The organism is Streptomyces sp. SID13031, assembly GCF_010548305.1.
GTDB lineage: Bacteria > Actinomycetota > Actinomycetes > Propionibacteriales > Kribbellaceae > Kribbella.
The window spans coordinates 284,514-298,408 of record NZ_JAAGLV010000006.1 but is presented as its reverse complement, the minus strand read 5'-3'; the positions used below and the strand labels follow the sequence as shown (position 1 = coordinate 298,408).

Annotated in this window: 10 protein-coding genes; 5 read left to right on the top strand and 5 right to left on the bottom strand. The window is 68.2% G+C overall.

Annotation, left to right across the window (positions count from 1 at the left end; all coding sequences use genetic code 11):
- Nucleotides 1-111: 111 nt before the first annotated feature.
- Entirely contained in the window at nucleotides 112-1,227 is a 1,116-nt protein-coding gene (locus G3I17_RS15160; RefSeq protein ID WP_164596644.1) for a DUF3068 domain-containing protein, read from the top strand.
- Here the strand turns inward: G3I17_RS15160 and G3I17_RS15155 are convergent.
- The 3 genes from G3I17_RS15155 to G3I17_RS15145 form a co-directional block, all read right to left on the bottom strand.
- Nucleotides 1,224-2,015: a class I SAM-dependent methyltransferase gene (locus G3I17_RS15155; protein WP_343238313.1), complete on the bottom strand. Its 792-nt coding sequence runs from the start codon at nucleotides 2,013-2,015 to the stop codon at nucleotides 1,224-1,226. The two genes, G3I17_RS15160 and G3I17_RS15155, sit on opposite strands and share 4 nt — an antisense overlap.
- 68 nt (nucleotides 2,016-2,083) lie before the next feature.
- Nucleotides 2,084-2,629 carry an SRPBCC domain-containing protein gene (locus G3I17_RS15150; RefSeq protein ID WP_164596643.1) on the bottom strand — a complete coding sequence of 182 codons (546 nt, stop codon included), beginning with the start codon at nucleotides 2,627-2,629 and terminating at the stop codon, nucleotides 2,084-2,086.
- On the bottom strand, nucleotides 2,626-3,201 hold the full coding sequence (locus G3I17_RS15145) for a TetR/AcrR family transcriptional regulator (RefSeq protein ID WP_164596642.1): 576 nt from the start codon (nucleotides 3,199-3,201) through the stop codon (nucleotides 2,626-2,628). Before G3I17_RS15145 ends, G3I17_RS15150 begins: the two co-directional genes overlap by 4 nt.
- Nucleotides 3,202-3,343: 142 nt before the next feature.
- Here G3I17_RS15145 and G3I17_RS15140 point away from each other — a divergent pair, with 142 nt between their 5' ends.
- From G3I17_RS15140 to rpsA, 3 genes are all read left to right on the top strand, one after another.
- On the top strand, nucleotides 3,344-4,252 hold the full coding sequence (locus tag G3I17_RS15140; protein WP_164596641.1) for an SGNH/GDSL hydrolase family protein: 909 nt from the start codon (nucleotides 3,344-3,346) through the stop codon (nucleotides 4,250-4,252).
- A 97-nt stretch (nucleotides 4,253-4,349) separates the two neighbouring features.
- A complete protein-coding gene (locus tag G3I17_RS15135; protein WP_164596640.1) occupies nucleotides 4,350-5,255 on the top strand; it encodes a phosphotransferase in 906 nt (301 codons plus the stop codon).
- 249 nt (nucleotides 5,256-5,504) lie between these two features.
- Nucleotides 5,505-6,983 carry a 30S ribosomal protein S1 gene (rpsA, locus tag G3I17_RS15130; protein WP_164596639.1) on the top strand — a complete coding sequence of 493 codons (1,479 nt, stop codon included), beginning with the start codon at nucleotides 5,505-5,507 and terminating at the stop codon, nucleotides 6,981-6,983.
- A gap of 125 nt (nucleotides 6,984-7,108) precedes the next feature.
- Here the strand turns inward: rpsA and G3I17_RS15125 are convergent, their stop codons facing one another.
- Nucleotides 7,109-10,027 (bottom strand): LuxR family transcriptional regulator, encoded by a 2,919-nt coding sequence (locus G3I17_RS15125; RefSeq protein WP_164596638.1) that lies wholly within the window; start codon nucleotides 10,025-10,027, stop codon nucleotides 7,109-7,111.
- A 324-nt stretch (nucleotides 10,028-10,351) separates the two neighbouring features.
- Nucleotides 10,352-13,162, bottom strand: a complete 2,811-nt coding sequence (locus G3I17_RS15120; protein ID WP_164596637.1) for a type 2 lanthipeptide synthetase LanM family protein — start codon at nucleotides 13,160-13,162, stop codon at nucleotides 10,352-10,354.
- Nucleotides 13,163-13,261: 99 nt separating this feature from the next.
- Here G3I17_RS15120 and coaE point away from each other — a divergent pair, with 99 nt between their 5' ends.
- Nucleotides 13,262-13,876, top strand: a complete 615-nt coding sequence (gene coaE, locus G3I17_RS15115; RefSeq protein WP_164596636.1) for a dephospho-CoA kinase — start codon at nucleotides 13,262-13,264, stop codon at nucleotides 13,874-13,876.
- The last annotated feature ends 19 nt before the right edge of the window (nucleotides 13,877-13,895 follow it).

The following is a 13,895-nucleotide window of genomic DNA, read 5'->3' as shown; positions in this document are numbered from 1 at the left end:
GGGGCCGGACTATATGACAGTTCGGCCACTGCTGGATTTTCCCGTCGCTGGTCTCTGTTCAAGGCACCTACCCGCTGGTAGCGTCCCGCGGACAGACCGGGAGGGGTTGTTGTGGGGAATCGCAGTCGTGTGCTGGTGATCGCACTGGGGATCTTCTTCGTGGGGATCGCGGCATTGGCCAAGTTCTACGCGTATCCGACGTTGGCGGTGGCGCCACCGGACCAGGTCGCGCACACCGTTTCGGCGGGACCGGACGCGACCTTCTTCAGCGCCAAGGAGCTGAAGAAGAAGGAGCACGAGACGCTGGAGGCACGCCGGACGGTCCGCGGCGACGTCAAGGCGGCCGAGGACATCAGCAAGAAGCTCGACCGCAAGGTCGTCGTCTTCGACACCGCGGTGGTGACGGACGACTCGCCGAACTACCAGTTCCCCGATGACGCGAGCAAGACCGACGACGCGCCGCTGAGCTTCGTCCAGGAGCGGGTCGTGCTGGACGCGCATACCGGTGAGTCCGTGTTCTGGGACGACAAGGACACCGGCGAGTACATCGCCACCTCGCTGGACAAGTCGGCCCGGCAGACGGCGTCGAACGGCGGCAGCGAGTACTTCAAGAAGCATGAGGGACTGGTGCTGAAGTTCCCGTTCGGTACGGAGAAGAAGACGTACCAGTTCTGGGACACGACGACGCGCAAGGCCTACCCGATCAACTACAAGGCCGAGGACAATCTGTACGGCCTCAAGGTCTATGTGTTCGAGCAGGAGGTTCCGAAGCAGAACCTCAAGCAGGCCACCCAACTGGAGCTTCCGGGCACCCTCGTGGGTGAGTCGTCGCCGGCCGCGGTCAAGGTGGATCGCGCCTACCAGAACACCCGGACGCTGTGGATCGAGCCGATCACCGGCGCGATCATCAAGGGCCAGGAGAAGCAGCACGCGGGCCTGGAGATCAACGGCGAGGAGCGGCTGGTCGCGACCGACGTGACGATCGCCTACGACGACGCGACGGTGAAGAAGAACGTTCTGGGCGCCAAGGAGAACGGCATCCAGGAGGGCGGCTACAAGGACAAGGCCGCCCAGCTGCACCTGATCGGCTTCTGGGTGCCGCTCATCTCGCTGATCATCGGGCTGCTGTTGCTCGCGCTGGTCGCCGCGCTGCACCTGCGTCCGCGGCCCGCCGTCGCGGGTGCTCCTGACGACGAGGCCGACGCGGAGCCGGACGAGAAGGACTAGTTCTTGCGGGCGGACCAGATCGCGGTACCGGGAACCAGCCGGCCGCGATCTGGTCCCCAGCCACCCCAGACCTGGTCGTTGCCGGCCGGCCACTCGGGTTCGAGCAGGTCGTCGACGACGAAGCCTGCGCCGGTGAGGGCGCGGATCCAGTCGCCCGTCGTGCGGTGGTGCTCGGCGTAGACGGGGTTGTCGTTGCCATCGACCTCGACGTACGGAGTGCGGTCGAAGTACGACTGGGTGATCTTGAGTCCTGCGGGAGTCGGGTCGTCGGGCATGCTCCAGCGGATCGGGTGGGTCACCGAGAAGACGAGTAGGCCACCGGGCTTCAGCGTCCGCGCTATCTCTTTCAGCGCCGCTTCCGCGTCGGCAACGAACGGCAACGCCCCGAAGGCCGAGCAGGCGAGGTCGAAGGTGCCGTCCTTGAACGGGATGGCCACGGCGTCGGCGGCAACAGTCCGTACCGCGGTCCCGGTCCGCTCGTCGAGCTGCCGGCCGACCTTGAGCTGCTCGACCGAGATGTCGAAGGCAACCACATTCGCCGCCTGCCCGGCCAGCCATCGCGAGCACTGCGCGGCCCCACACCCGACCTCGAGAACCCGCTTGCCGCGCACCGGCCCGAGCAACTGCGCAGCAGCCTCGTCAACCCCCTCGGGACACCAGACGAACCTGTCGTCCCCCAAAAACTCCCCATGCTCCTCGAGATACTCCCCAGCAGCCGAATCCCAATAGGCCCGACTCGCCCTGGAAGTCTCGGACTCAGTCAACTCCACCCGCCGCGGCTCAACCACGCCCCGCAGCCTATCGGCCACCCGCCACCCCCGACGCCTGGCCGGTCTCGGTGCGGCCTCGCTTTCCCTTACCCGCGCGCTCGTGCGGCGAGCGCGCGGTTCATCGCCTCGAACTGGGGCTTGATCGTCTCGTTGAGCATGCTGACGGTGAACGGGACGGCGATGCCGTTGAACTTCTCCTCCTGGATCAGGCGTGAGCGGCCGCCGTCGAGTGGCTCGATCCGGAAGGCGTGTTCGCCGTCGAAGATGCCACCGAAGGCGATCTTGCCGATCCAGCGCAGCTCCTTGCCGGGCTCGACCGCGAGCAGTTCGGGAGTGAAGGTGGTGTCCTTGCCGTTCGTGTCCTTGAGCACGTTGGTGATGGTCGCGCCGGTCTTCAGCTCACCGGTCGACGAGACGATGAACGGATTCCACTCCGGGTACGCCGCGCGGTCGGCGAGCACCTTCCAGACCTCATCGGGTGTCGCGTCCACCTCGATCTCGGTGTGCAACACGGTGGTGTGGGCGATCGCGTAGACGCAGTACCCGATCAGCAGGATCGCGGCCGATCCGAGGGCAGTGAGCACGCGTCGGCGTACGGGTGACTTCTTGGTGGTGGAGGTGGCGGTGGTCATCGGGGCTCCTCAGGGCCGAGGACGCTGCGGACGAGCGTCCTCGCGTAGTCGGGGGACAACGGCTCGCCGGTGACGAGGAGCCGGTAGTAGAGCGGGCCGACCAGCTGGTCGACCAGAACGGCGGGGGAGACGTGGTCGAGCACGAGGCCGGCCTCCTGGGCCTTGGCGACCACAGCGGTCACGGCTCGGTGGCGCTCGGCCCACAACGCGCGGACGCTGTCGCCGACGCGTGGTTCGCGGGCAGCCGCGGCCGCCAGATCGGCGATCAGCGTCGGCGGAGTCGAGGCGAGGTTGGTCGCGATCGCGGTGACCAGGTCGGTCAGGTCGCGACGCGGGTCGTCGGACGGCTCGAACGGGACGTCCTCGCGCAAGTTCGTGATCAGCGCGACGACGAGCTCGGCCTTGGTGGCCCAGCGCCGGTACAACGTCGTCTTGGCGACCCCGGCCCGCGCGGCCACTCGATCGATCGACAGCCCGTCGTACCCACTCTGGCGGATCTCCGCCGCTGCGGCCGCGAGCACTCTGCCCTCGACGCCTGCGTCGCGCGGTCTACCGCGTCCGGTCGTGTTCACCTTATTTACGCTACCACAGTAGCGTAATGAGCGGGCGGAAAATCACCAGGCCCGAGCTCTTGCCGAAAAGCTGAATTTTCTTCAAGCTGACACGCATCCGGTGTGTTACCGGCCGGTTACTTATCGTGCGAAGGTGGGCGGCATGCAGAACAGATCAGTACGTGCGCGGACGGTCGCGGTGCTCGCGGCGACGGGGTTGCTCGTCGCCGGGCCGCTCACTGCGACAGCCAGTGCTCAGGCGGCCGCGCCGCCACTCGTCTATGTGGCGATGGGCGACTCCTATGCGGCCGGCTCGCTCGTGCTGCCCGCGAAGGAGGTTTTCACCTGTGCGCGCTCGGCGGTCAACTACGCATCGCTGATCGCCAAGGAGGTCAGGCCCGCGGAATTCCGCGACGTCACCTGTGGTGCGGCGCAGACCACCCATTTCGCCAACCCGCAACCGGGCATCATCCTCGGGACGGCGGCGCCGCAGTACGACGCGCTGAGTGCCGACACGACGCTCGTCTCGGTCGGGATCGGTGGCAACGACATCGGTCTGGTCGGGCTCGCGATCTCATGCGTGAACCTGCTGCCGCAGGGCCTCGGTAAGTCCTGCAAGGCGGCCAACACCGCTGGTGGCGTGGACAAGCTGGCCCAGAAGATCGACGCGTTCGCGCCGACCTACGGCACAGTGATCGAGCAGATCCGGCAACGCGCGCCGCACGCGAAGATCCTGATGGTCGGCTACCCGACCGGGATCAAGAAGGGCGGCTGCTGGCCGATCGTTCCGGTCTGGGGCATGGATGCCGACTACCTGCAGGCGGCCCTGACCCGGTTGAACCTCCGGATGGCGCAGCAGGCGAGCGCGCACGGTGCGACGTACGTCGACCTGGCGACCCCCAGCGTCGGTCACGACATGTGCAAGGGCAGCTCGACCAGATGGATCGAGGGGCTGATCCCGAGCGTGCCGACGAACGGGCTCGTGCCGCTGCACCCGAACGCGGCGGGCCTGCGTAACGCGGTGCCGACCGTCCTGGCGGCGGCCGGACTCGCAGCACCCACCAAGGCGTAGCAAACCGCTGCCGCCACGCTCAGCTCGCCGGCGAGAAGCGTCCTCGCCGCGGGTTGGTGTGTGGCGGCTGTCCGGGCGGTGCGGCAGGATGCGCGACATGGATGACTTCGGGGCGCTCGCGGCCAGTGCGGTGCCGTTGACCGGTGGCTACGGCGGGGAGACCTTCGCCGTGAGCGCCGCCGGCGAGGATGCGGTGCTGAAGCTGTATGGCAAGCGCCCCGAGCGTGCGGCGGTGGATGCGTCCTTGATGCAACTGGTCCGTGGGCTGCTGCCCGTGCCGCGGGTGCTGGACGCGATGCCGGACCCGGCGGGGGACGGGGCTCCTCCTTATGTCTTGTACGAGCGGCTGCCCGGCGTGAACCTGGAGACCTATCTCGGGGCGGCCGGCGACGACGAGCGGCGGAAGGTGGGGGAGCAGCTCGGCGAGCTCCTGGTGCGGCTGAGCGGGATGCCGTTCCTGACCTTCGGTGACTTCGCCGGGCGCGAGCTGGCGATCGAGCCGTTCGGGGTCGGTGACCTCGCGGAGTTCTTCGAGTCCCACGCCGAGGGGATCGGGTTGACGCGCGAACAGGGCGCACGGTTCGAGGCTGTGATCGACCAGGCCGAGGATCTGGCCGAGACCGGGGTGGACCGGATCTGCCTCGTCCACAGTGACTTCAACCCGAAGAATCTGCTGGTCGACCCGGCGACCGCCGAGCTCACCGGGCTGATCGACTGGGAGTTCGCGCACGCCGGGTCGCCGTACGCGGATCTGGGGAACCTGCTCCGGTTCTGTGTCGATCCCGTCCTCGGCGGCGCGGTGCTGAGCGCAGTACGGGCCGGTCCCGACCTCGGGGACAGGCTGGTGGAGCGGGCCCGGGCGGCGGATCTGTGGGCTCTGATCGACCTCGCCGCGCGCCCTGGAGCGAACCCCGTCGCCGCTGCCGCGCACGCTCTGGTCGGCCGGATCTGCGACACGGGAGACCTCGCGGGCGGCCGTCCGGATCCGGACGTCGTACATTGAGAGCAGTGGCACGTCGGGACACCTCGGCGGGCGGCCGGTCGCAACCGGGTGCCCCGGGTTGCCGTGCCCTCACCATTACACGTATTCTGTGAGATGCGCTATGGGCCCGCGCGACCTCGGACGGAGCAGGCTCGTGCTCGCAGCAGTCGGTGGTGATTCTGTCCTGTTCAGGTAATCCAGCGCTTCTGATGCGATCCAACGGCCCGGTGCACCCGTACGACACCATCAGCCCACGGAGCAACCCACCACATGACGGCCAGCATCGAGGCACCTCTCGACCCCGCAGTACGCATCACCCCGCAGGTAGCGGTCAATGACATCGGGTCGGAGGAAGACTTCCTCGCGGCGATCGATCTGACCATCAAGTACTTCAACGACGGCGACATCGTTGAGGGGACCATCGTCAAGGTCGACCGGGACGAGGTTCTCCTCGACATCGGTTACAAGACCGAAGGCGTCATCCCGTCGCGCGAGCTGTCGATCAAGCACGACGTCGACCCGAACGAGGTCGTCAAGGTCGGCGACCACGTCGAGGCCCTGGTTCTCCAGAAGGAGGACAAAGAAGGCCGCCTGATCCTGTCGAAGAAGCGCGCCCAGTACGAGAAGGCCTGGGGCACGATCGAGAAGATCAAGGAAGAGGACGGCGTCGTCACCGGCACCGTCATCGAGGTCGTCAAGGGTGGACTCATCCTGGACATCGGCCTCCGTGGCTTCCTGCCCGCCTCGCTCGTCGAGATGCGTCGCGTCCGCGACCTCCAGCCGTACGTCGGCCAGGAGATCGAGGCCAAGATCATCGAGCTCGACAAGAACCGCAACAACGTGGTTCTGTCGCGTCGCGCGTGGCTGGAGCAGACGCAGTCCGAGGTGCGGATGAACTTCCTCACCCAGCTGCAGAAGGGCCAGATCCGCAAGGGTGTCGTCTCCTCGATCGTCAACTTCGGTGCGTTCGTGGACCTCGGCGGCGTCGACGGTCTGGTGCACGTCTCGGAGCTGTCCTGGAAGCACATCGACCACCCGACCGAGGTGGTCGAGGTCGGCCAGGAGGTCACCGTCGAGGTGCTGGACGTCGACATGGAGCGCGAGCGCGTCTCGCTGTCCCTGAAGGCGACCCAGGAAGACCCGTGGCAGCAGTTCGCCCGGACCCACCAGATGGGTCAGATCGTGCCCGGCAAGGTCACCAAGCTGGTGCCGTTCGGCGCGTTCGTCCGGGTGGAAGAGGGCATCGAGGGCCTGGTGCACATCTCCGAGCTCGCCGAGCGTCACGTCGAGATCCCGGAGCAGGTTGTCCAGGTCAACGACGACGTGATGGTCAAGATCATCGACATCGATCTCGAGCGTCGCCGGATCTCGCTGTCCCTGAAGCAGGCCAACGAGGGTGTTGACCCCGTGTCGGACGACTTCGACCCCACGCTTTACGGCATGGCGGCGACGTACGACAAGGAAGGCAACTACATCTACCCGGACGGGTTCGACCCCGAGACCGGCGAATGGCTCGAGGGCTTCGACTCGGCGCGCGAAGAGTGGGAGCGGCAGTACGCCGAGGCCCACACTCGCTGGGAAGCTCACAAGAAGCAGATCGAGGACGCCAAGACGGCGGACGTCGAGGCCGGCGAGGCCTCCACGTACTCCTCGGCCGCTGAGCCGGCAGACGACGCTCCCGTCGAGGGTGCGCTCGCTTCCGACGAGGCGCTGCAGGCTCTCCGCGAGAAGCTGACCGGCCAGGGCTGATAGAGCTCCGGTAGTTCCCGCAGTACGAGAGACCCCCGCACCCAGTACTTGGGTGCGGGGGTCTCGCACGTCCGGGGCACCTCGACCCGGCCGCCGAGGCCCGGGCGGAGACGCCCAAGTGGCCTTCAGCGGTTGGAGAACAGGCCGGGCGCGTTCGCCGCGAAGGCTTCCCGGTCACAGTGGTCCGTCTTGAGCAGCACATTGGCCACATGCTTCTCGACGGTGCGCGGCGAGATGTGCAACCGGGCGGCGATCGCCTTGTTGCCGATCCGTTCCGCCAGCAGTCTGCCCACCTCGAACTCCCTCATGGTGACCCCGAGCCGCCGGAGTTCCGGTGGGAGCTCGTCGGCGCCGGCCCGCCGCTGACGGATCGGTGCGCCCATCCCGCGGAGCAATCCCCGGCAGGCGCTCGCGACCACGGGCAGGTCGCCGTGGTGAAAGAACTCCTCGGCCTTCCGGAGCCACTCGACGGGCTCGCCCCAGCCGTCGTCGTACGCAGACTGGGCGACGAGCCGTAATCCGAGGTGCGCGGCCATCGGGTACAGCTCAGCGGCGCGCAGGGCGCTCGCCGCTGCGGCATTCGCCTCGTCGGGCCGCCCAGCGCGGCCGAGCAGTACGGCGTGTGCCAACTGGATGAACTGGGTGTTCCACCGGGTCCGGCTCGCGCTCAGCTCGGTCACCGATCGATAGTGCTGCCAGCCGATGCGACCCGCGAGAACACCGAGCAAGGGGATCAGGCCGTACTTCCCGAAGTCCATCATCGACGGGTTCTCGGCGTCGTACTCCCGTGCTTGGGCGAGTTCCTGAGCGGCGCGCTCGCCGTCTTCCTCCAGCAACGAGCAGAACGCCCGCGCCAGACCATAGGAGGTCGCCCGGATGTAGGGCGCGCCGTCGCCGTCCATTCTGACCTGGTCAAGCGCCAGTTCCATCTCGGCGCGCTGCCCATGATGGGCGTGCGAGACCGCCACCAGAAGGCGGAAGAAGGGGACCGCCCGGCCCAGCCGCAACCGGACCGCGGCGGCCAACTCTGTCTCGATGGTCTGTTGCGCGGCGGGAAGCTCCCACCGCATCACCTGTTGGAGAGCCAGAATGCCGCCCGCGTCGTAGGCGAGCGGCAGGATACCCATCCGCAGTGCGCTCCGGCGGGCCTGCTCGAGCTCGGCGGTTCCCCCGTCGCGCAGGCAGTCGGCACGGGCCAGGAAGACCTCCGAGTAGACCCGGAAGATCGGCAACCGATGGGTTTCGGCGAGTTGGCGAGCCTGCTCGAAGTACTGCTGGGCGGCCTCCTCATCACGGTCACGGGTGAGGTATCCGACCAGCTGAAGAGCGTCGCAGGCGACGATCGGCAGACCGGCTTGCTCAGCCGTCGAGGCGGCTCGCCGGGCAAGTGACGCCGCTGCCTCGAGGCGATCGGAGCTGGGCTTGCTGAGCTCCACGTGGGCTGCGATCACGTCGACTCGCGCCGAGTCCTCGCCGGCCGGATCGTCGCCCAGCAATCGGCGCGCGATGCCGATCTGCTCGACTGCCTCTGTCATGTGCCCCGCCATGTTGGCTATGTTCGCCAGCTGTGCGTGGAGCGCGGCTCGGCGCGGCGCGGGCACGCCGCGCCTGGTCAGCACGTCCAGTGCCTCCGTGAGCCCGGGCATCCGGTCGAACTCACCGGACTCGCCGACCGCGAGCAGCAGCGATTCGAGAACGTCCGCACGCTCGTCGGGGCTGCCTGCGGGAGCGAGCAGATCGTCAGCGCGCACCAGCAGGGCGACAGCTGAGCTGACCGCTCCTTCAGCGAGCGCTCTGCGGCCGGCCTCGGCAAACCGCCGGGCGGCCATGGCGAAATCCCCGGTCCGCTCCCTGAGCTGGGCCACCCGGGCGCACCACTCGTCGGGAAGTTCGGGGTAGAGCTGTTCCACCGCGTCGGCCACGCGGCCCGAGTACACGGCCCGATCGGTGGGGTTGAGATCGCTGAGCAGGGCCTCGGCGGTGAGCGGATGGCGGAAGGCGTACCAGTCCGGAGCCGGTTCGTCGGGCCGCACCAGTTGGGCAGCGACACCCGCATGCAAGGTGGCCAGCAGGTCGCGGTCGTCCAGTCCGGTTGCCTGCCGCAGGATCGGTAGCGGGAAGCGCTGACCGACCACCGCGGCGATCGTCAGGATCGATCGTCCGTACGGTCCGAGCCGGTCGGTACGGCGGCTGATGTTGCGAGCGACGGTGGCGGGGACGGTCGGCTCTGCCGCGTCCTGCACCAAGTGGCAACCATCCGGCTCGGTCACGAGCTGGCCGCTGCGGGTGAGCTCGTAGACCAGTTCCTCGATCACGAAGGGAACGCCGGCGCTGTCGGTCACCAGCCGCTCGACGACAGCGTCCGGCACTTGGCCGGCCGCGACCTCCAGCCGGGACCCGGCCAGTTGCCGTACCTCTGGCGGACTCAGACGCCTCGGTTCCACTATCAGAGCTGAGCCGCGTTGGCGCGCAGCCGAGGCGAGGTCGGTCGCGACGCACGGTTCGGAGCGAGCTGTCAGCAAGAGCGCGGCCGGTTGGGTGTCGAGGTTGTCCAGCAGGAACTCCACGATCGCCAGGGTCTCGGCGTCGGCGTCGTGCAGGTCGTCGAGGACGAACAGGCAACCGCGTTGGTGTCCGCACGCTGACAGCAGGCGGAGTAATGCCTCGGCGATCATCATCGGAGAGCTGGCCGCGGTCTCCTGCCCGGCGCCGATCTCCGGGACCAGATGGGCGAGGACCGATCCGTAGCTGCCCAGTTCGTCGGCCGTCGGCAGTTGCCCGCTGCGGCTCAAGGACAGCAGTGCTTCTATCACCGGCCGGTACGGCGTGATCGGTCCGATGGTGCTCACCCGGCCACGCAGTACCACCATTCCCGAATCGACCGCCACACCGATCGCATGAGCGGCCAGCCTGGTCTTGCCGATACCAGGCTCGCCCACCACGAACACTGCAGTGGCCGTTCCAGAGCGTGCGTCGGCCAGGGCCGCATTGATGCTGTCGACCTCGGCCTGCCGCCCGACCAGTTCCCCCGCCCGGCTCGCCATACCTCCGTACTGTAGCCGTCGCGTCAGTACCGCCGTAGCGCTCGGGCGAACCGTAATCGGGGATATTCCGGGCGGCAGGTCAGCTTGCTCCCGGCCGGTCCGTCTAGAGCGACTGGCGGATGGAACAGGTCGGTGTTCCGGGGGACGTGGGCGAGGCCAGGCCGACCGCGTATCCGGCCAGCGCCATCGTCCGGGCTACCCGACTGCTGTGCTCGGGAGGAACCACCGGACCGATCGGGTCGCCGAGCGGCGCAGGATCGGAGGTCGCGCCAGCTGGATCCGGCGAGGTTGCTTTGGGCTGCTGCGTCATTGTTACCACTTTCCTTATGGTGATCGATAGGAACGGTCAGCCGCTGGTGGTTCCAGCAGCAACACCGAGGGGACCAGACTGCTGAACCCAGCGCGCAGCAGACCGTAACCGATGCCGGCCAGACCGGTCATCAGTCCGGGTGAGCTGACGCCACCCGGCGTGCCACAGCGTGTCCCCTCCTGTTCGATGGCTCCGACCACGAGTGCGGTCCGGTGACGGAGTACTGCGGCAGCCTCATCATCGCCCTGGCCGGCCAGCCAGACCAAGGGCTCGAGCGCCCCGACCTCTCCATGACACAAGCTCATGTCCAGTAGTTGCGGTCGAACCCTGGCTTGGCGGAGATAGTCCCTGGACGGGATCGCCCCGGCGGCGAACCGCGCGAGCGCTGTACCGGCGTCGCCGGAGCACCAACCGTGGTCGGCCGCAACTTCCAGCAGACCTCCAGCTGGTGCCGCGAGAGCCAGCAGTCCGGCGTCCCGATGGCGGGGTCGTCCATCAGCCGAGGCATAACGCAGCAAGCTCCAGGCAACTCCCGCTGATCCGTGGGCGAAACCGGCGGCCGGACCGAGGCCACCACCCTCCTCGGCGACCTGTGCCAGCCGGTCGGCATACGTCGCCGCGACGCGGAGCGCCGCCGCCCGGTCGGGGCTGCTACCGATGGCCATCATGGCCGCCAGACCGCCGGCATCCCCGGTACCGAAGCCGTAACCGGTCGCCCGATCCGGGTCGTGGGCGAGTTGCTCGGCGAGCTCGATCACGGTGGTCAGCCAGCCGTCCAGCTCGCTGCCGAGGCCGAGATCCGACAGCCTGCTGAGCGCATAGCCGACACCGCCCAGCCCGTGGAACCCCGGCCCTACCGCCCGGGTCAGCGCCGGATCCGCGGCCCAGGCCTCGAACAGCCAGGGCAGCGGCCGGATGACCTCCGCTGCCAGGTTGACGTAGCGGTCCGCGCCGGTGATGCGGCTCATCTCAGCTAAGAACAGCGCCGGCCCGAGGTAGCCGTTCGCCAGCCCGGCCCCGGCCGGCAGCACTGCCCAGTAGAGGTCGTCTACCAGCTCCAGCCCGATCCAGTTCGCCCTGCCGTCGCGGCCGAGCGCTCGACCGAGGATCTCGTCGGCGATCCCCGTCGCAGCGGCGAGCAGCCGCTGGGGATCCGGGGGCGCTGTGGCCGCGGGGTAGGAACGGACCCTGGTGCCCTGATGACTGACCGGCTCGGGGCGGGTTGACAGCGATGCGGTGATCAGCCACTCCTGCTGACCGCGGTCGATCTCGTTCAAGGCCAGGATCTTCGCTTCGGCGCGGCCGAGCCCGGTGGTCCGGAGCAGATCCGGTAGGCAGGTGCCGTCCGAGGCCGTCACATCTCGTGAGCCGGGCCGCGACGTGAACAGCGGCACATCGCCTCGCTCGAGATCAGCGAGCTCGTGATCCACCAGCCGCAGGTGGCTGTCGTCAGGGCGATCGTCGCGGAGGAGGCCGAAGAACCGTCGGCGGGCCCCGGCATCTCGCAGCAGGTCGGGATGGGTGGATTCGTCGAGCAACGTTGCGTAGGTCTGCGTGTGCCTGGCGACATAGCGAGTGCCGTCCGCCGCGCACCGTTCGAGCAGCCCGTCAGGGCCGAGCAGCTCGGCGCGACCGGCAGCGATCGCGTCGTACGCCGTGAGGAAGCCGGCGAGCAGGGATTTCTGGTGGTCCCGCGGTTCCACCAGACAGCCGCCGACCCTCGGCCGGTTCTGCGCACCGTGTGCCACTGCCGGTCGCCGGATCAGCCGCATGGTGTCGAGCCCGGCGTCTGCCCAATCGACCATCGCGTCAGGCAGTTGGACGCCTTCGTCCCCGCCCAGGCCCGACAGGTCGATCACGCCGTGGTCGCCGGCGAGGAGGAGGGGCAGCAAGGCGGTTCGGAGCACCGAGCCGTTGATGGCGGTGGTGGCCGGGTCGTCCCTGATGACCGAACCCACTGTGTCTGCTGGGTGGAACAGCGTCTCGACGTCCACGAGGACCGGCTGGTCACCTGAGGCGATCAGGTTCTCGTAATGGATGTCGGTTCCGTCCAGCACGTGGAGCAAGGCGAGCAACGCACCCTGGCGCTGATAGAAGCGCTGAACCTCGGCCGGTCCGGAACAGGGTTGGTGCTCGATGAACTCCATCCAGCCGTAGTCGCGCTTCGTCAGCAGCCGCACCGCTCGAAGGTCGAGTCGGCTTTGCCGGCCCAGCCACTGCAGGAATTCGTTGAAATGCGCATGCAGGTCCAGGGGGCGTGGCTTGTAGACCACCTTCTGGCCACCGGCGAAGGTCAGTACTGCAACCGACCTTCCACCGCCGTGGCTGTCCCCGGAAGGCTCGATCGAGACCAACCGGCCCGGATCGGTTCCGCCAAGCAGCGCCGCGGCGATCTCGGCCCGGTCCTGGCCGAACCGGCTGAGCAGTTCTCTGCGCGCGTCGGCGGCCCGTAGGCAGGTGCCGCTGAGGGTCTGGGCCAGACCCTGGTTCCGCTCGAAGAATCCCGCCAGCCCGGCCTCTGTACTGAGCTGATCGGTGAACTCGGTGAACCGCCCGGCCGGTGTGGCGGCGCGGAGACGTCCGCAGGCCCGGGCCTGGTTCAGTTCCAGCACCATCGTCCGGACCGCTAGCAGCGCCAGGCGGCCACCGAGCTGCTCGGCGAACTGGCGATCGACCCCGGGGTCGACCTGAGCCACGCTCGGCACGGAACGGCACGCATCCAGTACCAGGGGTTCGAACACCTGCGTCATCGCCGACCGCCAGCCGGCCGGCCCGGCTACCGGAGCCGTACGGGTCGACGGCTCGGCCGCTGCGGGGGAGGACACCGGCACATCGTCTCAGCCGACTGCAACACACTAGTAGGTAATAGGCCCCCAACTTTGGGGTCGACTGCAGGGGGCCGGCGCACTGGGTAGGGTGCTGGCGTGCTGAGAGTTGGGTTGACCGGGGGTATCGGGTCGGGGAAGAGCTCTGTGTCGTCGCGGCTGGCGGCACTTGGGGCGGTGGTGATCGACTCGGATCTGCTCGCGCGGGAGGTTGTTGCGCGGGGTGCCGATGGGCTGGCCGAGGTGGTGGCAGCCTTCGGGGACGTGCTGACGGCCGAGGGGGAGTTGGACCGGCCGGCGGTGGGGCGGATCGTGTTCGGGGACGAGGTGGCCCGGCGGAAGCTGGAGGCGATCATTCATCCGCGGGTACGAGCGCGGGCGGCCGAGCTCGAGGCCGGGGCATCGGGTGATGCCGTGGTGGTACACGACATTCCTTTGCTGGTGGAGACCGGGCAGGGGGACAAGTTCGAACTGGTGCTCGTGGTCGACGTGCCGCGGGAGGTCCAGGTCGAGCGGCTGACCCGGGATCGCGGGATGACTGACGAGGAAGCGAACGCCCGGATCGCCAGCCAGGCAACGCGGGAACAGCGGCTGGCGGTGGCCGATCTGGTGGTCGACAACTCGGGCAGCCTCGAGCAGCTCGACGCTCTGATCGACGAGCTCTGGCCCGGTCTGGCGGAGCGCGCAGGGCACGGTACGGACACGAAAAGGTGACCCTTGGCCGGGAAATGAT

What these genes read in the sequence shown, in the direction of transcription:
- G3I17_RS15150 (WP_164596643.1), bottom strand. Translation starts at nt 2,629, where the DNA reads ATGACCACCGCCACCTCCACCACCAAGAAGTCACCCGTACGCCGACGC.
- G3I17_RS15140 (WP_164596641.1), top strand. Translation starts at nt 3,344, where the DNA reads ATGCAGAACAGATCAGTACGTGCGCGGACGGTCGCGGTGCTCGCGGCG.
- G3I17_RS15135 (WP_164596640.1), top strand. Translation starts at nt 4,350, where the DNA reads ATGGATGACTTCGGGGCGCTCGCGGCCAGTGCGGTGCCGTTGACCGGT.
- rpsA (WP_164596639.1), top strand. Translation starts at nt 5,505, where the DNA reads ATGACGGCCAGCATCGAGGCACCTCTCGACCCCGCAGTACGCATCACC.
- G3I17_RS15125 (WP_164596638.1), bottom strand. Translation starts at nt 10,027, where the DNA reads ATGGCGAGCCGGGCGGGGGAACTGGTCGGGCGGCAGGCCGAGGTCGAC.